The 22,926-nt window shown below is 70.4% G+C and carries 16 protein-coding genes; 12 read left to right on the forward strand and 4 right to left on the reverse strand.

Features of this window, described 5'->3' with window-relative positions; genetic code table 11:
- Positions 1–19: 19 nt before the first annotated feature.
- On the forward strand, positions 20–3,160 hold the full coding sequence (locus ACFWI9_RS01250; protein WP_387158098.1) for an AAA family ATPase: 3,141 nt from the start codon (positions 20–22) through the stop codon (positions 3,158–3,160).
- A gap of 344 nt (positions 3,161–3,504) precedes the next feature.
- Here ACFWI9_RS01250 and ACFWI9_RS01255 read toward each other — a convergent pair whose 3' ends face one another.
- From ACFWI9_RS01255 to ACFWI9_RS01265, 3 genes are all read right to left on the reverse strand, one after another.
- Entirely contained in the window at positions 3,505–3,681 is a 177-nt protein-coding gene (locus ACFWI9_RS01255) for a DUF6191 domain-containing protein (RefSeq protein WP_387158100.1), read from the reverse strand.
- A gap of 14 nt (positions 3,682–3,695) precedes the next feature.
- Positions 3,696–4,868, reverse strand: a complete 1,173-nt coding sequence (locus ACFWI9_RS01260; RefSeq protein ID WP_387158102.1) for a PQQ-dependent sugar dehydrogenase — start codon at positions 4,866–4,868, stop codon at positions 3,696–3,698.
- Between the two features lie 198 nt (positions 4,869–5,066).
- Positions 5,067–6,134 (reverse strand): aldo/keto reductase, encoded by a 1,068-nt coding sequence (locus ACFWI9_RS01265; protein WP_387158103.1) that lies wholly within the window; start codon positions 6,132–6,134, stop codon positions 5,067–5,069.
- A gap of 76 nt (positions 6,135–6,210) precedes the next feature.
- Between ACFWI9_RS01265 and ACFWI9_RS01270 the strand changes: the two genes are divergently transcribed.
- The 6 genes from ACFWI9_RS01270 (at position 6,211) to serA (ending at position 16,249) form a co-directional block, all read left to right on the forward strand.
- Entirely contained in the window at positions 6,211–7,164 is a 954-nt protein-coding gene (locus ACFWI9_RS01270; RefSeq protein ID WP_387158105.1) for a 2-hydroxyacid dehydrogenase, read from the forward strand.
- 583 nt (positions 7,165–7,747) lie between these two features.
- On the forward strand, positions 7,748–10,567 hold the full coding sequence (locus tag ACFWI9_RS01275) for a putative bifunctional diguanylate cyclase/phosphodiesterase (RefSeq protein ID WP_387158147.1): 2,820 nt from the start codon (positions 7,748–7,750) through the stop codon (positions 10,565–10,567).
- Positions 10,568–10,779: 212 nt separating this feature from the next.
- On the forward strand, positions 10,780–12,663 hold the full coding sequence (locus ACFWI9_RS01280; protein ID WP_387158107.1) for an acetolactate synthase large subunit: 1,884 nt from the start codon (positions 10,780–10,782) through the stop codon (positions 12,661–12,663).
- Positions 12,664–12,697: 34 nt separating this feature from the next.
- Entirely contained in the window at positions 12,698–13,222 is a 525-nt protein-coding gene (ilvN, locus tag ACFWI9_RS01285) for an acetolactate synthase small subunit (RefSeq protein ID WP_361289159.1), read from the forward strand.
- 126 nt (positions 13,223–13,348) lie between these two features.
- On the forward strand, positions 13,349–14,350 hold the full coding sequence (ilvC, locus tag ACFWI9_RS01290; RefSeq protein ID WP_338673120.1) for a ketol-acid reductoisomerase: 1,002 nt from the start codon (positions 13,349–13,351) through the stop codon (positions 14,348–14,350).
- 297 nt (positions 14,351–14,647) lie between these two features.
- Complete coding sequence (gene serA / locus ACFWI9_RS01295) at positions 14,648–16,249, forward strand: phosphoglycerate dehydrogenase (RefSeq protein WP_387158108.1); 1,602 nt, start codon at positions 14,648–14,650, stop codon at positions 16,247–16,249.
- A gap of 109 nt (positions 16,250–16,358) precedes the next feature.
- On the opposite strand, the gene ACFWI9_RS01300 is transcribed toward serA, so the two are convergent.
- On the reverse strand, positions 16,359–17,576 hold the full coding sequence (locus ACFWI9_RS01300) for a PucR family transcriptional regulator (protein ID WP_387158110.1): 1,218 nt from the start codon (positions 17,574–17,576) through the stop codon (positions 16,359–16,361).
- A gap of 185 nt (positions 17,577–17,761) precedes the next feature.
- Between ACFWI9_RS01300 and ACFWI9_RS01305 the strand changes: the two genes are divergently transcribed.
- The 5 genes from ACFWI9_RS01305 to ACFWI9_RS01325 all read left to right on the forward strand — a co-directional run bounded on the left by ACFWI9_RS01305 (position 17,762) and on the right by ACFWI9_RS01325 (position 22,766).
- On the forward strand, positions 17,762–18,688 hold the full coding sequence (locus ACFWI9_RS01305) for a proline dehydrogenase family protein (RefSeq protein WP_387158112.1): 927 nt from the start codon (positions 17,762–17,764) through the stop codon (positions 18,686–18,688).
- Between the two features lie 93 nt (positions 18,689–18,781).
- Positions 18,782–20,413 (forward strand): L-glutamate gamma-semialdehyde dehydrogenase, encoded by a 1,632-nt coding sequence (gene pruA / locus ACFWI9_RS01310; RefSeq protein ID WP_387158113.1) that lies wholly within the window; start codon positions 18,782–18,784, stop codon positions 20,411–20,413.
- 151 nt (positions 20,414–20,564) lie between these two features.
- On the forward strand, positions 20,565–20,804 hold the full coding sequence (locus tag ACFWI9_RS01315) for a hypothetical protein (protein WP_387158114.1): 240 nt from the start codon (positions 20,565–20,567) through the stop codon (positions 20,802–20,804).
- A gap of 584 nt (positions 20,805–21,388) precedes the next feature.
- Complete coding sequence (locus tag ACFWI9_RS01320) at positions 21,389–21,520, forward strand: hypothetical protein (RefSeq protein WP_387158115.1); 132 nt, start codon at positions 21,389–21,391, stop codon at positions 21,518–21,520.
- A 205-nt stretch (positions 21,521–21,725) separates the two neighbouring features.
- Positions 21,726–22,766, forward strand: coding sequence for a 3-isopropylmalate dehydrogenase (locus ACFWI9_RS01325; RefSeq protein WP_387158117.1), 1,041 nt, complete (start codon positions 21,726–21,728; stop codon positions 22,764–22,766).
- Positions 22,767–22,926 lie beyond the last annotated feature (160 nt).

Raw genomic sequence — 22,926 nt, forward strand, 5'->3', positions numbered from 1 at the left:
CGCGTGCCTGGTCATACCCATGACCGCCACTCCGGCCACCCCGGCACCCGATGCCGTCGCCTCACATGGATGTGCGATGCTCTCCGCCGTGCAAACCAGGTCAGTCAGCCCCGTGTTCGTCGGTCGGACAGCCGAACTCGCCGCCCTCACCGATGCGCTCAACAGAGCCACCGCTGAGGGCGCCTCAGGTGCTTCCCGCCCGCTGCCGCAGGCGGTTCTGGTCGCCGGTGAGGCGGGTGTGGGGAAAACCCGCCTCATCGAGGAGTTCCGGGACGCGGCCCGCGCCGAAGGCGCGATCTGCGCCATCGGCGGCTGTGTCGAAGTCGGAGCCGACGGACTGCCCTTCGCTCCGTTCTCCGCCGCCCTGCGCAGTCTTCGCCGGCAACTGCCCGAGCAGTTCGCCGCCGCGGCCGCGGGTCAGGAGGACGAACTCGCCCGGCTGCTTCCCGAACTGGGCGAGGCCGCGCACTGGCAATCACGGCAACCACGGCATGACGAAGAGAGCCGAGCCCGGCTTTTCGACCTCACGGTGCGACTCCTGGAACGCCTGGCCGCCGATCACACCGTCGTCGTGGTCCTGGAGGACCTCCACTGGGCGGACGCCTCCACCCGCCAACTGCTCGCGTATGTCTTCCGCAACCTGCGCAGAGGGCGTCTCGTCGCCGTCGCCACGTACCGCGCCGACGACATCCACCGCCGCCACCCGCTGCGGCCGCTGCTCGCCGAGCTCGACCGGCTGCGGTCCGTGCAGCGCGTCGAAGTACCGCGCTTCACCCGTGACGAGGTCGGACGCCAGATGGCCGGGATCTTCTCCAGCGAACCGGCATCGACCCTCGTGGACGACGTCTTCGAACGCTCCGACGGCAACGCCTTCTTCGTGGAGGAACTCTCCGTCGCCGCCAGCGAAGGCTGCTGCCCCACCCTCAGCGACTCTTTGCGCGATCTGCTCCTCGTCCGTGTCGAAGGGCTGCCGGAACACGCCCAGCGGGTCGCCAGGATCGCTGCCGAAGGCGGCTCCACTGTCGAGTACCCGCTGCTCGCCGCGGTCGTCGGCCTGGGAGAGGAGGAGCTGATCGATGCACTGCGGTCCGCTGTCGGCGCCAACATCCTGCTCGCCACCCCCGACGGTGACGGCTACTGCTTCCGCCACTCGCTGGTGCGCGAAGCCGTCAGCGACGATCTGCTGCCCGGTGAGCGCTCCCGGCTCAACCGGCGATATGCCGAGGCCCTCGAAACCGATCCGGCTCTCGTGCCGGCCGATCAGCGCGCTGCCCGGCTGGCGAGCTACTGGTACCACGCGCACGACGCGGCCAAGGCCCTGCCCGCCGTGCTCGACGCCTCCGTAGCGGCCCGCCGCCGCCACGCACATGCTGAGCAACTCGAGTTGCTGGAACGGGCGATGGAGCTGTGGGACGACGCCCCGGACGACGTACGGGCCGCGCTGCGGCCCCTGGACCATGCCGAGGCGTACCCGCCGCTGTCCCTGACCCCGGGAGCGGGTGCCGACGGGGCGGGCGCGGGACCGCCGCAGTATCTGGACCTCATGGCCGAGGCGGCGGTCGCCGGGCGGCTCAGCGGCGAGCGTGACCGGGCGCTGAAGAGCATCAAGCGCGCGCTGCGGCTGATCGACGAGAAGCAGGACCCGCTGCGTGCCGCCTGGTTCTGGTCCCAGCGGTCCCGGCTGGTGCAGAGTCAGGCACGCGGCGACGGCTGGGCGGAGCTCGCCACGGCACAGGAACTTGTGCTAGGGCTGCCGCCGTCCGAAGTGCACGCCGAGGTGCTCGCGGCCGTCGCCGGCTGGCTCTGGCTGCACCGGCCCGGGCCCGAAGCCCTCGTGGCGGCCCAACGCGCCGTCGAGTACGCCCGGATGGTCGGCGCCTGCGAGATAGAGATGCACGCCCGAATCACCCTGGGCGGCCTCATGGTCGAGGCGGGAGACGTGGAGGCGGGGCTCGCCGAGATATACGAGGTCACGGATCAGGTCGTGCAGCTCGGCTACGCGGCTCTGGTGGGCCGGAGCCATGTGAACCTTCCGTCCGTCCTGGAGGGCGTCGGCCGCTCCCAGGAAGCCCTCGGCCTTCTGGAGAAGGGCCTCGCGCTGACCCGCGCGTACGGCCTGCTGGACGCCGAGGCCTGGGTGTGGGGCAATCTCTCCGAGGCCTACTACGCCCTCGGCCGCTGGGACGAGGCGGCGGAGACCGCCGGGCAGGTCGAACGCGTAGGCCAGAGCGCCAAGCCGAGGGGAGCCGGGGCCACCAGACTGGCCTATCTCGCGCTGGCCCGCGGTGATACGGCCGGTGCGGTCCGCTGGCACGCGGCCGCCGTCGGCCACTACGGCACCCACGACCCCATGCCGCAGCAGTCCATACCCCTGGCCCGGATCGCCATCGGCATCGCCGGGGGCGAGGGCCGCATCCACGACGCCCGCGCGGAGCTGCATCGCGCGGTGGCCGCGGGCTTCCCTCTCGGAACGCAGCGCTACGCCTGGCCGCTGCTGCTCGCGGCGGCCACCATCGAAGCCGACGTCCGCGGACTGCCCGCCGCCGCGGCAGACCGCGACGAGGCGCTCACCGCGATCCGCGCGGCGGCCAAGACGCTGCCCGCGGCCGTGCCCGTATGGGTCGCCTACGAGCGGTGGGTGCGAGCGGAGCTGCTGCGCGCCGACGCCCGGGACACCCCGGACACCTGGGGGGAGGTGGCGGAAGCCATCGCCGCGGCCGACCGCCCCTATGATCTGGCCCGCGTACGGCACCGGCTGGCCGAGTCGCTGCTGGCCACCGGGGAGCGCGAGCGGGCCGGCGCACTGCTGCGCCAAGCCCACCACTGCGCGGAACGCCTCGGCGCCCGTCCGCTGGCCGAAGCGGTCGCCCAGCTCGCGCAGCGCGCCCGGCTACGGCTCACCGAGCCCGGCTCCGGAGGCTGTCCTGCGGCAGCCGCTCCTGCCCCCGTCGACGACCTCGGGCTGACTCCCCGGGAACAGGACGTGCTCCGCCTTGTGGCGATCGGCCGCACCAATCGCCAGATAGCCGAGGAGCTGTACATCTCGCCCAAGACGGCGAGTGTGCATGTCTCCAACATTCTGGCCAAGCTGGGCGTCACCGGCCGCGGCGAGGCCGCCGCCGTCGCCCACCGGCTGCGGCTCTTCTCCGGAAGCGCCTGAGCGGGCTTCGTCGCCGCGAGGCTCGTGTGGCGGTCTCGGCCCCCTCGCCTACGCCGCCGCGATCGGCCGACTTCTGCAGTGCGGTCGGCTGGGGCAACACCGCCATGACCGCCGCGCTGGACGTCTACGGGGCCCTGGCCGTCGGTATCACGGTCTTGAAGCGGTCATCGCGACCGCTCACACGGCTCGCCTCACCGCGGGGCATGAGGTCGGTCGGACTGGGCCCCTGTGCGGCCGGCGTGTGGGGGCTCAGTAGTCCGGTCGGCTCCCCGCGGCCCTTGAGCGGCGAGCCCACGTCGGCGTCCCTTGCTGTGCGGCGGCCGGGGGCGCGGGGTCCAGCCCCGTCAGGTCCCGGGTGCCTCGCGTCGGGCCCGTATGACCACCTTCCCCGAGGCCAGGTCTATCTCACCGTGCCCCGGATCCCCGTCTCCGACGTCCACCCTGGTCAGCTGGAGCCGGTTGCGCTCGTCGTCGGTGTGCTTGCGACTGGGTGCGAAAAGCTGGTCGATCAGGTTGAACACAGGCCGCCCACCCCTCACTCGACCTCAAGCCGCAGGACCTTGTCGTCCCCCGCCCTGGGTGTGCCTCGGTTGTCCGTCTCACTGGTGACCAGCCACACGGCCGCGTCGCCCCCGGCCGCGCCGACCGGCAGGACCGTGCGCAGACGGCCGTACTCACCCTGGAGGAACGCCTGGGGGGCCGCCGAAGGTTCCGTACCGGCCAGCGGAATCCGCCAGAGGCGCTCGCCCCTCAGCCCGGCCATCCAGATCGAGCCCTTGGCGTACGCGATCCCACTGGGCGACGCCTCATCGGTACGCCACTGAGCCACCGGGTCCACGAAGCCGGACCGGCCGCCCTTGCCCTCCACCTCGGGCCAGCCGTAGTTCCTGCCCGGCTCGATGTGGTTCAGCTCGTCCCAGGTGTTCTGACCGAACTCGGACGCCCACAGCCGCCGTTCCGAGTCCCAGGCGAGCCCCTGCACATTGCGGTGCCCGTAGGAGTAGACCAGGGAATCGGCCCAGGGGTTGCCGTGCACCGGCTGCCCGTCCGGGGTCATCCGCAGGATCTTGCCGCCGAGGGATTCCTTGTCCTGCGCGAGGTCGGTGTCGCCGGCCTCTCCCGTGCCCGCGTACAGCATCCGGTCGGGACCGAAGGCTATCCGGCCGCCGTTGTGGACGGTCCCCTTCGGAATGCCCCGCAGGATGGTGTCGGGGGCGCCGAGCTGCTGCCCGGCGGGCTTTCTCTCGTCGTACAGCATGCGGGCGATGCGGTTGTCCGACTCCGTCGTGAAGTAGGCGTACACCAGGTGGTCGGATGCGAAGGATGGGGAGACGGCCAGGCCCAGCAGTCCGCCTTCCCCGGCTGGGGCGACTCCGGGCACCGAGCCGATCCCTGTCTGCTTGCCGCTGGTGCCGTCGATCCGGGTGATGGTGCCCTCATCGCGCGACGACACCAGCAGATCGCCGTCGGGCAGTGCGGCCAGCCCCCACGGGGACTCCAGATCCTTAGTCAGGGTCGATGCCACTTTCACCGAGCCCTTGGCTGGTGGTGCCGTCGGCGTGGCGGCGGTGGGGGAGGCGGCGGGGGAGCTCGACGGTGTGTTCTCGCGGGCGCCGTCCTGATCTCTGCCGGTGCCGCCGGACGAACAGCCCGCGGCGAAGAGCAGGGCGGCCGCGGCCAGTACGGCCGTCGCGGCTGGACGTTCCACTGTGGTGTCCCTTCACCGGACTGCGACGGGTTCGGACGGGGCCCGGTGCTGTCGAGCCGCCACCCGTGCACTGTCATACGCCACGGCGGTCCCCGGTGTTCCCGTCTTCGTCAAGGATCACGAAGACGGGGACCGGGCACCAGTGAGTTCGGCGGTCAGACCGCGCTTCGTCCGCCGACTCGGGAACGGAACGGCGCCTCAGTCCCAGGATCCCCTGGCGGAGGGCAGCTCCGCGATCTCGGCAAGGTCCCGCTCGGTCAGTACGAGGCCGGCTGCCGCCGCGTTCTCCACGGCCCAGCGCTCCCGCTTGGTGCCCGGTACGGGCACCACGTGCCGACCCTGGCCGCGTGCCCAGGCGAGTGCCACCTGCGCCGCGGTGGTGCCGTCGCCGTGCCGTCGTGCGATCCGGCGCAGTCCCGCCACCACCGGCTGGTTCGCCGCCATCATCTCCGCCGTGAACCGGGGATGCCTGGCCCTCGGGTCGTCCGGCTCGAAGCCGCTGCCGGGGGTCAGCGTCCCGGTGAGGAAACCGCTGCCCAGAGGCATCGCCGCCAGAAAGCCCACGCCGCGCGCCTCGCACCAGGGGAGCAGGTCCGCCAGCGCGTCGGGCGACCACACCGACAGCTCGGCTTCGACCGCGCTGACCGGGAACACCTGCTGTATCCGATCCAGTTGATGAATCGTTCCCGCATGGCGGCCGGGCTCCGCGCGGGCCTCGTACCGTCCCGCCGCGCCCATCCCGCCCGGCCGGGACGCACCGGTGCCCGCGCCGGACCGGCGCGCCGTGTGCGCCCCCACGGCGCAGAACCCGAGCGTACGCACCTTGCCTGCCTGGACCAGCTCCGCCATGGCGCCCCAGGTCTCCTCCACCGGTACCTCCGGATCCGCCCGGTGGAGCTGGTACAGATCGATCACATCGGTCCCGAGCCGCCGCAGCGAGGCGTCACACGCCCGCCGGATGTATCCGGGCCGCCCGTTGGCCACGACGTGCTGGTCACCGCCCACGAGCAGCCCGGCCTTGGTCGAGACGAAGGCGTCCCGGCGCCGCTCCTTCAAGACCCGGCCGAGCAGCAGTTCGTTGGTGAAAGGGCCGTACATGTCGGCCGTGTCGAGCAGACTCACTCCGGCGTCGAGTGCCGCGTGCACCGTGCGCAGCGAGCGGTCGCTGCGCTGCTGCGATGTGGTGTAAGCCCAGCTCATCGGCATACAGCCGAGGCCGATAGCGCCCACTTCGAGCGCGCCCGCGCCGATTGTCCTGCGCTCCACCTTGCCCGTACCCCTCCTCGTGCCGCACCCCAAACTAACGTCTGACCGCGGGCGTGGATCGCATAGCCTCCTGACCATGAACGCAGCAGACGTCTGGCTGCCTGTCGCGGCCGATGAGATCGAAGGACTGCCCACGCCCGCGGCGTCGGGGCTCAGCTACCGTTTCTGGGACGGCGGCGAGGACTTCCCCGCCGATCCGGCCGACTGCGCCTTCTACGTCGTCCCGTATATGAAGCCCACCGAGGTCGCGGTACGGCCGCTCGCCGCCATGACGTCCGTTCAGGTCGTCCAGACCCTCAGCGCGGGTATCGACCATGTGGAGCCGGGGCTCGGCTTGTTGCGCGCGGGCGTACGCCTCTGCAATGCCAGGGGGGTGCACGAGGCGAGTACCGCCGAGTTGGCCCTCGCCCTCGTCCTGGCCTCACTGCGGGGCATTCCCCGCTTCGTGGAAGGCCAGCGGGAGGAGGAGTGGCGGTCCGGCTTCTATCCCGCCCTGGCGGACAAGTCCGTGCTCATCGTCGGCTACGGCTCGATCGGCGCAGCCATCGAGGACCGGCTCACTCCCTTCGAATGTGCGCGGGTGGCGCGCGTCGCGCGCTCCGCACGTGCAACGGCGCGCGGTGAGGTGCACCCACTCGCCCGACTTCCGATCCTGCTCCCGGAAGCGGACGTGGTGATCCTCTCGACTCCGCTCACCCCGGCCACCCACCACCTGGTGAACGCCGACTTCCTGAGCCGAATGAGGGACGGCGCCCTGCTGGTGAACGTCGCGCGCGGGCCGGTGGTGGACACCAAGGCCCTGATCGAGGAGACCGCCACCGGCCGGATCACCGCCGCACTCGATGTCACCGACCCCGAGCCACTGCCGCCGGGGCATCCGCTGTGGCATGCGCCCGGTGTGCTGATCAGCCCTCATGTCGGCGGCTCGACCTCGGCGTTCATGCCGCGCGCGAAACGCCTGATGGGGGACCAGCTGCGCCGGTTCGCGGCCGGGGAGCCCCTGGACAACGTGGTGCTCACCACATGCTGACAAGCCCTTCACAAGTCCCTTCCGGGCGCGCCCTGTAGACGAGCGGGCACCGCGGACCGACACTCAGTGAAGTCATCCGGATGCTACGCGTGTTGGCGGCGACTCCAGGTCGTCACTCAGCGTAGAGAAACCCTGTCGCTGAGTGACGAGACTGGTGTATCGTCCCGACTTGGGGGCTGCGTCGTATACGGGGCGGCGCTACCGGAGCGTTCAGTACTTCGAGGGGGCGACGGGCGATGCACGGCCAATGGACCACCAATCCGAGCAGCAATCCGACCAACCATCCGAGCGGCGATCCGGCGAACCATCCGAGCGCCGGCCCGGCGGGTACTCCGGGCAGTGCTCGGATCGGCGGACCGGGTGGTGCCCGCATCGAAGTTCCGGCCGGCGACCCCGCACGCCGGAGGCACCTCCGGCCACTCTCGCGCAGACCGGCTCAGGGCGCACCGAGGCGCGCCCTGAGGAGACTGTCGAAGTGCCGTTCCGAAGGGCGGAGTCGGCTGAGGGTGACGGGAGCGGGGCGGTGACGTCCCAGGGAGCCGTGCTGACGCGTTCGCCCGCCTCCGACGGCGGCACGGGCCGACTGCCCCAGGTCTTGCTGGTGGTGGCCAGCGGCGGCTATGCCACCGGCGCGGCGTTCGGCTGGGGCTCCCAGCAACTCGGCATGATCATGGGCGACTTCGGGCTGAGCTTCGCCGCGCTGCTCGCCGCGGTCTCCTGCTTCCTCCACGCCCGTACGCGAGGCGTGCGGTTTCGGCCCGCGTGGATGCTGTTCGCGGTCTCCTCCGCCATGGCCTCGTGCGGAAACGCCGTATGGGGCTGGTACGAGGTGGTGCTGGGCATCGAGGTGCCGAGCCCCTCCCTCGCCGACGTCTTCTTCCTCTGCTTCGCACCACCGGCCATCGTCGGGCTGCTCGTCCTCGCCAAGCGCCCTGTGACCCGGGCCGGATGGGTCTGCCTCGCCCTGGACTCCTGGCTGATCGGCGGCTCCCTGCTCACCCTCTCCTGGAGCCTCGCGCTGGCGCACACCGCGCACACCCAGGGCGAGACCGTGTCGGAGGCGGCGCTGTCGCTCGCCTACCCGTTGCTCGACATCGTCCTGGTGAGCATGGTCCTGGCCCTGCACTTCAGGCGGTCCAACGCCAGCCGCCCGGCTATCAACACCGCGATCGCGGCCCTCGCCCTCACCGTGCTGTGCGACGCCCTGTTCACCTCCCCGCTGCTGCGCGAGAGCTACCGCTCCGGCCAGCTCCTCGACGCCGGCTGGTTCGCCGGCTCGCTGCTGCTCGCCTACGCGCCCTGGGGGGTGCGCAGAATGGAGGCGAGCACGGCCCAGTCGCGCGGACCCAGACCTCCCGGCCATCCGGCCTTCAGCCGCCCCATCACCGGCTCCCTCGCCGCCCTCACGCCCTATCTGGCGGCCGCCGTCTGCACCCTGGGCATCCTCTACAACGTGACAGAGGGCCGCCGGGTGGACCGGGTGGTGCTGGTCACCGGCTGCACGGTCGTCCTGGCGCTGGTCGTCCGGCAGGGCATCATGCTGCTGGACAACATCGCGCTGACCCATGAGCTGGCCCAGAAGGAGAACCACTTCCGTTCCCTCGTCCAGGGCTCCAGCGACGTCATCATGATCGCCGCACCGACCGGTGTGCTGCGCTATGTCAGCCCGGCCGCCGCGGGGGTGTACGGGCGGGACGCGGACGAACTCATCGGCTCCGAACTGTCATCGCTGATCCATCCCGAGGACCTGGGGCGTGTGGTCCACGAGGTGCGCAGGTTTCTGGCCGCCCGGCAGACCGACGAGCCCACGACCCGTATCGAGTGCCGGTTCAGGTCCGGCACCGGTCACTGGCTCAACGTCGAGTCCACGGTCAACCGCCACGAGGGCGGGCTGATCTTCAACAGCCGGGACGTCACGGAGCGCGTGCGCCTCCAGGCCCAGCTCCAGCACAACGCCGAACACGACCCGCTCACCGACCTGCCCAACCGCGCGCTGTTCACCGAGCGGGTACGCCAGGCACTCGGTGGCCGCAGGGCCGGTGACGCGGGGACGGCCGTGCTCTTCATCGACCTGGACGGCTTCAAGGCGGTCAACGACCGCCTCGGCCACCAGGCCGGGGACGAGCTCCTCATCCAGGCCGCACGACGGCTCGCGGAGTCGGTGCGGGCGGGTGACACGGCCGCCAGGCTCGGTGGCGACGAGTTCGCCGCGCTCATCCTCGGCCACGGCACCCGCGACCTGGCGGCACACCAGAAGCAGGTACAGGAGATCGCCGACCGGCTGCGCCAGACCCTCTCCCAGCCCTACCGCGTCGACGGCAACGAGGTGCGGGTCGCCGCGTCCATCGGCGTCGCCTTCGCCGAGCCCGGGATCACGGCAGGCAATCTGCTGCGCAACGCCGACCTGGCGATGTACCGCGCCAAGGCGGCCGGCAAGGACCGGGTCGAGCTCTACGCACCCCAGATGCAGGCCGACACCGGCCGCCAGGGAGAGCCGACCGGGCGGACGCGCCCTTCCCGCCAGGACGGCGAGTTCGTGCTGCTCCACCAGCCAGTGGCCAGCCTCGACACCGGACGGATCACCGCCGTCGCCGCCCAGCCGCGCTGGAGATCCGCCCAGGGCATCCTGTTCACACCCGCCGAGTTCCACCGGCTCGCCGAGGACGGTGGGGGCAGCGCGGCGGCGCTCGGCCGCAGGCTCCTCGAAGAGGCGGTGGAGCAGGCTGCGGAGCGCAGCCGTCTCGGCCATGACGTCCCCGTCACCGTCCGGCTGTCCGCGCGCCGACTGCTCGACCGGTCGATCCCACTCGGTTCCATCGAGGAGCTGCTCACCCGGCACGGGCTCCCCTCGGGCGCACTCGTACTCGAAATCGCCGACAGCGACCCCCGCATCTCCTTCGACGAACTGGAGCAGCGCCTGCTCACGCTGCGCCGCCTCGGGGTTCGGATCGCCCTGGACGGCTTCGGCAGCGGCTACGCGGCCATCAACGCGCTGCGCAGACTGCCCCTGGACGTGCTGAAACTCGACCGGGGGCTGGTCGAGGGCGTGGTGGAGTCGGCCCGGCTGCACAAGATCACCGCCGGGTTGCTGAGAATCGCCTGTGATCTCGGGATGGAGTCCGTGGCCGACGGCGTGGACGAGCCCGAGCAGGTGCTCGCCCTACGCGCCATGGGGTGCACTCATGGCCAGGGTGCGGCATTCTCGGGACCGCTGGACGAGTACCGGCTCCGTCACGCACTGGTGCGCGGGGAGTATCCGGTGCCCGGACCGGCCGTTCCGGGGGCCTGGCCGGTTCTCAGCGGCGGCTGCCTCCCGACCGGGCTCTCCACGCCCCCGGCATCCGACCTCATCGGACGTCAGCCAATCCGCTCAAATAATGAGACGCCCGTCCCACCCACTTGACAGTGACCATCTGTCGGGTGGAGGGTCAGTGCCATGCGCACCCGAATTCTCGTATTTGGAAAGCGCGTCGGCTAGCAGGCCTTTGTACAGGCCTGTCCATCGCACCGGCGCGCTCCCCTCGCTTGCCTCACGGCACGAGGGGTTTTTTGTTGCACCGGCACGGCGCCCCACCCCGCAAAATCCCCGCAAAAACCCTCAGCTTCGAGAAGAGAATGCCGATGACCGAGCAGGCCACCGGGGCCCACCATCCGCAGCCGCGAGCCCGTACCGGCGGACAGACCTCCGCTGTTGAGCACGTCACTGGCGCGCAGTCCCTCATCCGCTCTCTCGAGGAAGTCGGGGCGGACACCGTGTTCGGCATCCCCGGCGGAGCCATCCTCCCCGCGTACGACCCGCTGATGGACTCCTCCCGGGTCCGCCACATCCTGGTCCGCCACGAGCAGGGCGCGGGCCACGCCGCTACGGGCTACGCACAGGCCACCGGCAAGGTCGGCGTGTGCATGGCCACATCAGGACCGGGTGCCACCAACCTGGTCACCCCGATCGCCGACGCCCACATGGACTCCGTCCCGCTGGTCGCGATCACCGGCCAGGTCGCCAGCAAGTCCATCGGTACGGACGCCTTCCAGGAGGCGGACATCTGCGGCATCACGATGCCGATCACCAAGCACAACTTCCTGGTCACCAAGGCCGAGGACATCCCGAGGACCATCGCCGAGGCCTTCCACATCGCCGCCACCGGCCGCCCCGGCCCGGTCCTCGTCGACATCGCCAAGGACGCCCTCCAGGCGCGGACCACCTTCAGCTGGCCCCCGGGAACCGACCTGCCCGGCTACCGGCCGGTCACCAAGCCGCACGCCAAGCAGATCCGCGAGGCCGCCCGGCTGATCACCCAGGCCAAGCGCCCCGTCCTGTACGTCGGCGGCGGCGTCCTCAAGGCCCGCGCCACCGGTGAGCTCAAGATCCTCGCCGAGCTCACCAACGCCCCCGTCACGACCACCCTGATGGCGCTGGGAGCCTTCCCCGACAGCCACCCACTGCACGTGGGAATGCCGGGCATGCACGGTTCGGTCACCGCCGTCACCGCGCTCCAGAAGGCCGACCTGATCGTCGCCCTCGGCGCCCGCTTCGACGACCGGGTCACCGGCAAGCTGGACAGCTTCGCCCCGTTCGCCAAGATCGTCCACGCCGATATCGACCCGGCCGAGATCGGCAAGAACCGTGCCGCCGACGTCCCGATCGTCGGTGACGCCCGCGAGGTCATCGCGGACCTCATCCAGGCCGTCCAGGCCGAGCACAACGACGGCCGCACCGGCGACTACACCGCCTGGTGGCAGGACCTCAACCGCTGGCGCGAGACCTACCCGCTGGGCTACGACGTGCCGGAGGACGGCAGCCTCTCGCCGCAGCAGGTCATCCAGCGCATCGGCCGGCTCGCCCCCGAGAACACGATCTTCGCGGCGGGCGTCGGCCAGCACCAGATGTGGGCCGCACACTTCATCGACTACGAGAAGCCGGCGACCTGGCTCAACAGCGGCGGCGCGGGCACCATGGGCTACGCGGTCCCGGCGGCCATGGGTGCCAAGGCGGGTGTGCCGGACCGTACCGTCTGGGCGATCGACGGCGACGGCTGCTTCCAGATGACCAACCAGGAACTGGTCACCTGCGCGCTCAACGGCATCCCGATCAAGGTCGCGATCATCAACAACGGCGCGCTGGGCATGGTCCGGCAGTGGCAGACACTGTTCTACAACGAGCGCTACTCGAGCACCGTGCTGCACGCTGACGAGACGGGCCACCGCACCACCGGCTCCCAGCTCGGCGCGTCCACGGGCCCCCGCAAGGGCACCCGTATCCCGGACTTCGTCAAGCTGTCCGAGGCGATGGGCTGCGTGGCCCTGCGCTGTGAGGACCCGGACGATCTGGACAAGGTCATCGCCGAGGCCAACGCGATCAACGACCGCCCGGTCGTGGTCGACTTCATCGTGCATGAGGACGCCATGGTGTGGCCGATGGTCGCCGCAGGCACCTCCAACGATGAGGTCATGGCCGCCCGCGGGGTCCGCCCCGACTTCGGCGACAACGAAGACGACTGAGCGACCAGCGAGAGTAGAGAGAGACACCACGACCATGTCCAAGCACACGCTCTCCGTCCTGGTGGAGAACACCCCGGGCATCCTCGCCAGGATCGCCGCGCTGTTCTCCCGCCGCGGCTTCAACATCGACTCGCTCGCCGTCGGCGTGACCGAGCACCCGGACATCTCCCGCATCACCATCGTGGTCAACGTGGAGGACCTCCCGCTGGAGCAGGTGACCAAGCAGCTCAACAAGCTGGTCAACGTGCTGAAGATCGTGGAGCTGGAGCCCGGCTCCGCCGTCCAGCGCGAACTGGTCCTGGTGAAGGTCCGCGCCGACAACGAGACCCGCTCCCAGATCGTCGAGATCGTCCAGCTGTTCCGCGCCAAGACCGTGGACGTCTCGCCTGAGGCCGTCACCATCGAGGCCACCGGATCGAGTGACAAGCTGGAGGCCATGCTGAAGATGCTGGAGCAGTTCGGCATCAAGGAGCTCGTCCAGTCCGGCACGATCGCCATAGGGCGTGGCGCCCGGTCCATCACGGACCGCAGCCTGCGCGCCCTGGACCGCAGCGCTTGACGCTCGCGTCCGGCTCGGCTCAGGTCCGCGTTCGGGCCCGCCGCCCGGATACCGAGACTCGAAGACCGTCCTTTCCCTCGCCGCCGTACGGTGGACGCAACACCAGAACACCCAAGGAGAAACCCAGTGGCCGAGCTGTTCTACGACGACGACGCCGACCTGTCCATCATCCAGGGCCGCAAGGTCGCGGTCATCGGCTACGGCAGCCAGGGCCACGCCCACGCGCTGTCGCTCCGTGACTCTGGTGTGGACGTCCGCGTCGGTCTGCACGAGGGGTCCAAGTCCAAGGCCAAGGCCGAGGAGCAGGGCCTGCGCGTGGTGACGCCGTCGGAGGCCGCCGCCGAGGCCGACGTCATCATGATCCTGGTTCCGGACCCGATCCAGGCCCAGGTGTACGAGGAGTCCATCAAGGACAACCTGAAGGACGGCGACGCGTTGTTCTTCGGCCACGGCCTCAACATCCGCTACGGCTTCATCAAGCCCCCGGCCGGTGTGGATGTCGCCCTCGTCGCCCCCAAGGGACCGGGCCACCTGGTCCGCCGGCAGTACGAGGAAGGCCGCGGTGTCCCCTGCATCGCGGGTGTCGAGCAGGACGCGACCGGCAACGCCTTCGCCCTGGCGCTCTCCTACGCCAAGGGCATCGGCGGCACCCGTGCCGGCGTCATCAAGACCACCTTCACCGAGGAGACCGAGACCGACCTGTTCGGTGAGCAGGCCGTGCTCTGCGGCGGTACCGCCGCGCTGGTGAAGGCGGGCTTCGAGACCCTGGTCGAGGCCGGCTACCAGCCGGAGATCGCGTACTTCGAGTGCCTCCACGAGCTCAAGCTGATCGTGGACCTGATGTACGAGGGCGGCCTGGAGAAGATGCGCTGGTCGGTCTCCGAGACCGCCGAGTGGGGCGACTACATCACCGGCCCGCGCATCATCACGGACCAGACCAAGGCCGAGATGAAGAAGGTCCTCGCCGAGATCCAGGACGGCACCTTCGCCAAGAACTGGATGGACGAGTACCACGGCGGCCTGAAGAAGTACAACGAGTACAAGACCCAGGACGAGAACCACCTCCTGGAGACCACCGGCAAGGAGCTGCGCAAGCTCATGAGCTGGGTGGACAACGAGGAGGCGTAGGTCTCCTGGTGCGGCGGGCCCGGAAGGGTCCGCCGCACTCGCCGTTCGATGGCCGCCGCAGGTCACCGCCACGTCGTCGGACACGGTCCAACACGGATGGGTGATCCTTCCGTCAAGGCGGGAAACCACCGCCCCATCGCCACTAGAGTGGTCAATACATACGCGTCAGGTCAGGCCCACAGCGTCGTGCGTCTTCCACGCGGCTAGCCCCTCCACCGCCAGGCGGCCATCGGGACGGCCGTCTTCCCTCGTGGCTCTCCGAGCACGGGGGCGCCATCAGGACCAGTGAGGACACACGTGAGCACTGCGCCCCGCAAACCCGTCGTACTCATCGCCGAAGAGCTGTCACCCGCGACAGTGGACGCCCTCGGCCCGGACTTCGAGATCCGGCACTGCAACGGCGCGGACCGCGCCGAGCTGCTGCCCGCCATCGCCGATGTCGACGCGATCCTCGTCCGCTCCGCCACCAAGGTCGACGCCGAGGCCATCGCCGCCGCGCGCAAGCTGCGGGTCATCGCCCGCGCCGGTGTCGGTCTGGACAACGTGGACGTCTCCGCCGCCACCAAGGCCGGTGTGATGGTCGTCAACGCCCCGACCTCCAACATCATCACCGCCGCCGAACTCGCCTGCGGTCTGATCATCGCCACGGCGCGCCATATCCCGCAGGCCAACACCGCGCTGAAGAACGGTGAGTGGAAGCGCTCGAAGTACACCGGTGTCGAGCTCAGTGAGAAGACCCTCGGTGTCGTCGGTCTCGGCCGGATCGGTCTGCTGGTCGCCCAGCGGATGGCGGCCTTCGGTATGAAGGTCGTCGCCTACGACCCCTATGTCCAGCCCGCGCGCGCCGCCCAGATGGGCATCAAGCTGCTGGCACTGGACGAGCTGCTGGAGGCGTCGGACTTCATCACCGTCCACCTCCCGAAGACCCCGGAGACGCTCGGGCTGATCGGCGACGAGGCGCTGCACAAGGTCAAGCCGACCGTCCGCATCGTCAACGCCGCCCGCGGCGGGATCGTGGACGAGGAGGCGCTGTTCAGCGCGCTCAAGGAGGGCCGGGTCGCCGGCGCGGGCCTCGACGTGTACGCGAAGGAGCCCTGCACCGACTCCCCCCTGTTCCAGTTCGACCAGGTCGTCTGCACCCCGCACCTCGGTGCATCCACCGACGAGGCGCAGGAAAAGGCCGGTATCTCGGTCGCCAAGTCGGTGCGGCTCGCCCTGGCCGGTGAACTGGTGCCGGACGCGGTCAACGTCCAGGGCGGTGTGATCGCCGAGGACGTACGCCCGGGCCTGCCGCTCGCCGAGAAGCTCGGCCGGATCTTCACCGCCCTGGCGGGCGAGGTGGCGGTCAGGCTGGACGTCGAGGTGTACGGCGAGATCACCCAGCACGATGTGAAGGTGCTGGAGCTGTCCGCGCTCAAGGGCGTGTTCGAGGACGTGATCGACGAGACCGTTTCTTATGTGAACGCTCCGCTGTTCGCCCAGGAGCGCGGTGTCGAGGTCCGTCTCACCACCAGCTCCGAGTCCCCGGACCACCGCAACGTGGTCACCGTGCGTGGCACGCTGTCCGGTGGCGAGGAGATCGCCGTATCCGGCACCCTGGCCGGTCCCAAGCACCTCCAGAAGATCGTCGCCGTCGGTGACTACGACATCGACCTGGCCCTCGCCGACCACATGGTCGTGGCGCGTTACGAGGACCGCCCGGGCGTTGTCGGTACCGTCGGCCGGATCCTCGGCGAGGCGGGGCTCAACATCGCCGGCATGCAGGTCGCACGGCAGTCGGAGGGCGGCGAGGCGCTGGTCGTCCTCACCGTGGACGACACCGTCCCGCCGCATGTGCTGACCGAGATCGCCGAGGAGATCGGCGCGACCTCGGCCCGTTCGGTCAACCTGGCCGACTGACGCCGATTCACATCGGCTGAAGGCAACCGCTCCACGCACGCACCCGCCGCCCGCGCGGCGGGTGCCTGCTTTCGCGGCCCCGGCTCCCGGCCTCAACGGGTACGGAACATCAGCGCTGGAGCCTGGCCGACTTGAGCGCCATGTGCAGCAGCAGCCGGTCCTCGCCCTGGTCCAGATCGAGCCCGGTCAGCTGCTCGACCCGGGAGAGCCGGTAGTAGAGCGTCTGACGGTGGATGCCGAGCTCTGAAGCCGCTCGCCCCGCCTGCCCCGCGGAGTCCAGGAACACCTCCGCCGTACGCGCCAGTTCGCTGTGCGCGGGTACGAGCAGGGGACTCACCGCCGGGTCGGGCGCCGCCGTCCGCGGCAGAGCGGTGAGCAGCCGGTAGGGGCCGATGGCGGACCAGTCGGCGACCGGCCCGAGCTGGGGCCGGGCATGGGCGGCGCGGGCCGCGGCGGAGGCCTCGCGCCAGGAGAGGCGGAGTCCGCCGATACCGCGGCGGGGTAGCGCCACCCCCGCGCTGCCGCCCAGCCGGCCGGCCGCCGAGTGCGCGGGGCCGAGCGCCTCCGGGGAACGCAGCCGCACGAGCGCGGCGAGTGCCTGGGGCGGGCGAGGGGACTGGGATGCATGGGCCGGGGGTGCTGGGGGCTGGTCGGCGGCCGAGACGTCCGGCCGATCGGCGCCGCGTGAACCACCGGCACCAGGCCACGGCATCAGGCACAGTGCGGACACACCCGGGACCGTACGCGCGGACGGGACGTCCGAGGACGTCCACGGCGCCGCGCACACCATGGTGTGGGTCCCTTCCGCATCCGGGCCGAGGGCGGTGCGCAGGGTGGCCAGAGCGAGGTCGTACTGCCAGTCGCGTTCCGCCGTCAGCGCCGCGCGCAGTTCCCGCGACAGATCCGAACCGGCCCGCTCCTCGTCGGAGAGCAGCACCCCGATCCGTTCCGCCACTTCCATTGCGGCGGCCAGCCGGTCCCGCGCCGGACCCGGCTCGGTGTCCAGCAGCCAGACGTAGCCGAAGACCACCCCGCGGTGGCGGACGGGCAGGCAGAGCCGGTCTCGGAAGACTCCCGCCTCCGGGGCCGCGGGGATGCGCACCGGGCCGGTCGCCCGTGTGATGCCGAAGCCCTCGAACCAGGAGCGCACCGCCGGGGTGGACTTTCTGGTCAGGATGGAGCGCGTACGGACCGGGTCCATCGCGCTGTCGTCCTCGCTGTCGTGCGCGCCGAAGGCGATCAGGGCGAAGTCCCGGTCCTCCAGGGTCGCGGGGGCGCCCAGCAGGGCCGAGATCTCGTCCACCAGCTCTTGGTAATCGCCCTTCACCCGCACATTCTCCCATCGACCCGAGGCTGCTTCATACAAATGTCTGAAGTGCGGGACACGGATGCGTGACAGCTGTCGATGGCCCGGTCACGGAGCGATATTTAGGTTTCACGGTGGTTCCCCCGTGCCGATCCCGGACCATCCGGTTCCGGCCGTCCTCGACCCCCGTTCCGTGGAGGTGCCCCGTGCTGGGTCCCGTGATCCTCGCCGCGTCGCGCAGCGGCACGTTGCGCCGTCTGGTGTCGGCGGCCCCGGTGACCAAGCCCGTGGTCAACCGGTTCATCCCCGGGGAGACGGTCGACGAGGTCATCCCGATCGTCGCGGACCTGACCAGGCGCGGGCTCGAAGTCACCCTGGACGTGGTGGGCGAGGACATCACCACCCGAGAGCAGGCCACGGCCGCCCGTGACGCCTACCTGGAGCTGATCGGGCGCCTCAAGGAACTGGACCTCGGTGCCAGGGCCGAGATGTCGGTGAAGCTGTCGATGTTCGGCCAGTCCCTCGACGGCGGCCATGACCTGGCCCTCGCCAACGTCCGCCCGGTCGTCGAGGCAGCCGCCGAGATCGGCACCACCGTCACGCTCGACGCCGAGGACCACACCACCCTCGACTCGATGTTCGCGATCCACGAGGAGCTGCGGAGGGACTTCCCGGCGACCGGCTGCGTCATCCAGGCGTATCTCTTCCGCACCGAGGCCGACGCCCGCCGACTCGCCGCCGCCGGCAGCCGGGTACGTGTGGTGAAGGGCGCGTACAAGGAGCCCGCGTCCGTCGCTTATCAGGACAAGACGGAGACCGACAAGGCGTACGTCCGCATCCTGAAGATTCTGATGGAGGGACAGGGGTACCCGATGATCGGGTCCCATGACCCCCGACTGATCTCGATCGCACAGGAGCTCGCGCGGCGTGCGGGGCGCAAACTGGACGAGTACGAGTTCCAGATGCTGTACGGCATCCGCGGCGACGAGCACCTCCGGCTGGCGGCCGAGGGCCACCGGATGCGCGTCTACACGGCGTATGGCACCGACTGGTACGGCTACTTCATGCGCCGCCTGGCTGAGAAGCCGGCCAACCTGCTGTTCTTCGTGCGCTCGATGATCACCAAGAACTGACTGACCTGGATCCCATCCGGATCCGACCCGGATCCGACCCCAGGGCACCGGTACCGAGCCCTCCCACCCCTCTCAAAAGGAGCAACGGAACTCATGGACGCTGTGACCCAGGTCCCCGCCCCGGTCAACGAGCCGATCCAGGGCTACGCCCCCGGTTCGCCCGAGCGCGCCCGGCTCGAAGCCAAGCTCAAGGAGCTGGCCGAGAATCCGATCGACCTCCCGATGACCATCAACGGTGTGCGGCGGATGGGCGGCGGCGAGGAGTTCAAGGTCGTCCAGCCGCACAACCACCAGGCCGTCATCGGCACCTTCCGCGGTGCCACCCAGCAGGACGCGCAGGACGCGATCGACGCCGCGCTCGCCGCCGCCCCGGCGTGGCGCGCGATGTCCTTCGACGACCGTGCCGCGATCATCCTGCGCGCCGCCGAGCTGCTGGCCGGCCCCTGGCGCGAGACGATGGCCGCTTCGACCATGCTGGGCCAGTCGAAGACCGCCCAGCAGGCCGAGATCGACACTCCCTGCGAGCTGGTGGACTTCTGGCGCTTCAATGTCGCCTACGCCCGCCAGATCCTGGCCGAGCAGCCCCCGGCGAACTCCCCGGGCGTGTGGAACCGCCTGGACCACCGCCCGCTGGAGGGCTTCGTCTACGCGATCACCCCGTTCAACTTCACGGCGATCGCGGGCAACCTGCCCACCGCTCCCGCCCTGATGGGCAATGTGGTGGTCTGGAAGCCGTCCCCGACCCAGACCCACGCCGCCGTGCTGCTGATGCGGCTGCTGGAGGAGGCCGGGCTGCCCAAGGGCGTGATCAACCTGGTCACGGGCGACGGCATCGCCGTGTCCGAGGTGGCCCTGAACCACCCGGACCTCGCGGGTATCCACTTCACCGGCTCGACCAGGACCTTCCAGCACCTGTGGAAGACGGTCGGCAACAACATCGAGAAGTACCGTTCCTACCCGCGGATCGTCGGCGAGACGGGCGGCAAGGACTTCGTCGTCGCCCATCCGAGCGCCGACCGCGCCGTCCTGAAGACAGCGCTGACCCGCGGTTCCTTCGAGTTCCAGGGCCAGAAGTGCTCCGCGTCCTCGCGTGCGTACATCCCGGCCTCCATCTGGAACTCGGGCTTCAAGGAGGAGTTCGCCGCCGAGGTCGACGCCATCAGGATGGGCGATGTCACCGATCTGACGAACTTCATCGGCGCCGTCATCGACGAGCGCGCCTTCGCCAAGAACAAGGCCGCCATCGACCGTGCCAAGGCCGACCCGAGCTGCTCGGTCGTCGCGGGCGGTTCGTATGACGACTCGGTGGGCTACTTCGTCCGCCCGACCGTCATCGAGTGCACCGACGCGGAGAACGAGGTCTTCACGACCGAGTACTTCGGCCCCATCCTCGCCGTGTACGTCTACGAGGACGAGAAGTACGAGGAGATGCTGGCGCAGATGGAGTCGGTGTCCGCGTACGCGCTGACCGGCTCGGTCATCGCCGGTGACCGGGCCGCCGCGGCCGACGCGATGGAGAAGCTCCGCTACGCCGCGGGCAACTTCTACATCAACGACAAGTCGACCGGCGCCGTCGTCGGCCAGCAGCCCTTCGGCGGTGGCCGCGCCTCCGGTACGAACGACAAGGCCGGTGCCCCGCAGAACCTGATGCGCTGGACGCTGACCCGCGCGATCAAGGAGACGCTGGTCCCGCCGACCGACTACACGTACCCCCACATGGGCTGACACCCGCCCGCCGGGCCCCGGGACGCAACGGACCGAGGCCCTCGTGAACCCCGCCCCCTGCCGGATCCCCCCGTACCGGCCGGGGGCGGCTCACGTTCACCGGGCTTAGGCTGCTGGGGAAGGCAGGGGGGCCGCGCCGAGGAGGCACACCATGCCCGGTTCCACGACACTCGGCCCCGGCCACGGGGTCGACGCCATCGACCACGCCGACGCCCGGCGGCTCGCGTCCGTCATGCGGGACATGCACCGGTTGCTGGACGAGGCGGGACCGCACCGGCTCACGGATCCGCAGGCCGCCGCGCTGTGCGGGGCGCAGGCACACAGCCGCGAGGAGTTCACCGCCTGGGTGGGCCGGATGGCGGCGTACCTGGAGAAGGTCACCGCGACGTAGGCGCATCCGTGGGGTATCCCTTGGCTGGCACCGCAGTGTGGGGGCACTCCTGGGGGTCCCCGCGACAGCAGGGGGAGAAGCCAGGGGAGCGCGTGCTGGGGGCACCTTCTGAGGGTCCGCCCGTGTCAGCGGGGGGAGTAGCACTGGGGGAGTCGCGGGCCAGGCGGGATTCGCCGGACACGACCACGACCCGCGCCGGGGCCACGACCCGCGCCGGGCCATGGCCCTGTGCCGGCCCTGGGGCGGGCGGCGGGATCCGGACGGCTCGGCGGTCTCCGTGCGCCGTCCGCCTGACCCGGTGACCTGTGCCGATGCGTTCGGCCTAGCGGCTCCAGGCCTCTGAGCTGCGCTGATTCATTGGCGCGTCTCAGATAGTAGGAAGTCCGACTAACTGTAGAGACATGGCGACCGGGCTCCCTTACTTTTGTAGGAGCCGAACGTCTCGCTCGATCCAGCGAATGGCGGTCGCGAGCCGGTGCCCCGATGCAGGAAACCCCTGCGGCCCGCGCTCCCCGCCCCTTCCGGCCCCTCGCAGATATGCCGTGCGGTTCCGTACGGCTCTCGATCTCAAGGAGTCGACCACCATGTCCGAGACGACCCTCCGCCGCCGTGTCCGCCACACCCCCCGTGTGACCGAAGCCGACCGCAAGAACGCCGCCGCTGCCCTCCAGCGCGCCCTTGACCGCCGTGACAACGGCGGCCAGACCGGCCACTGAGCCACCGTCAGGAAGACAAGGCAGCCGCACCGGCCGCCCCCTGCCCCCACCGTGGACCTCCGCCGTGTGGCAGGAGGGGCCGGTGCGACGTGCGCGTGCACCGGTACCGACAGCAGCAGCGACCGGCAGCAGTGGCGTCCCGAAAAGCTCGTCCGCATGATGGACAAAGCGTGTCATTCGCTGGGACGGGGAGTACGGTGCCGGTATGTCTCGCAGCCTCAATCTCGCAGTGATTCCCGGTGACGGCATCGGCCAGGAGGTCGTGTCCCAGGGCCTCAAGGTCCTCACGGCCGTACTCCCTGACGATGTGAAGCTTGAGACCAGGGAGTACGACCTCGGCGCCCAGCGCTGGCACCGAACCGGAGAAACCCTTCCGGACGCGGAGCTCGAGGCGCTCAAGCAGCATGACGCGATCCTGCTCGGCGCGGTCGGCGACCCGTCCGTGCCGTCCGGTGTGCTGGAGCGCGGGCTGCTGCTCAAGCTGCGCTTCGCCTTCGACCACTACGTCAACCTGCGTCCGTCGAAGCTCTTCCCGAACACCGCGACCCCGCTCGCAGGCCGCCCCGACATCGACTTCGTCGTCGTCCGCGAGGGCACCGAAGGCCCCTACACCGGCAACGGCGGCTCGCTGCGCACCGGTACGCCCGCCGAGGTCGCCACCGAGGTCAGCGTCAACACCGCGTACGGCGTCGAACGGGTGGTCCGTGACGCGTTCGAGCGGGCCGCCGCGCGCCCCCGCAAGAAGCTGACGCTGGTGCACAAGAACAACGTCCTCGTCCACGCGGGCCACATGTGGACGAAGATCTTCAACCAGGTCGCCCAGGAATACCCCGAGGTCACCACCGACTACCTGCATGTCGACGCGGCGACGATCTTCCTCGTCACCCAGCCGGAGCGCTTCGACGTCATCGTCACCGACAACCTCTTCGGTGACATCCTCACCGACCTCGCCGCCGCCGTGACCGGCGGAATCGGCCTGGCCGCGTCCGGCAACATCAACCCGACCGGCGCTTACCCCTCGATGTTCGAGCCCGTGCACGGCTCGGCGCCGGACATCGCCGGCCAGGGCAAGGCCGACCCCACGGCCACGGTCCTGTCCGTCGCACTCCTCCTGCGCCACCTCGGCTACGAGGACCAGGCCGTCCGTATCGAGGAAGCCGTCGCCGCCGACCTGGCCGAACGGGACGGTACCGCCCGCACCACCGACCAGATCGGCGACGCGCTCGCCGTACGGGTAGCGGGCTGACCCGTCGACTTCAGACACGTGGAAGGGCGGCCGGGGGTAAGACCCGCGCGGCGGCGCGGCGGCGGCGGCCCGGGGCCGCCCCACAGCCAGAGGGGCGGCCCCCCACCCCGCCCCCCCCCCCGCCGGGGCCGCGCGGCGGGGCCAACAGCCCCACCAGGCG

The organism is Streptomyces sp. NPDC127084 (assembly GCF_042724175.1).
In the GTDB taxonomy this organism is placed as follows: Bacteria; Actinomycetota; Actinomycetes; order Streptomycetales; family Streptomycetaceae; genus Streptomyces.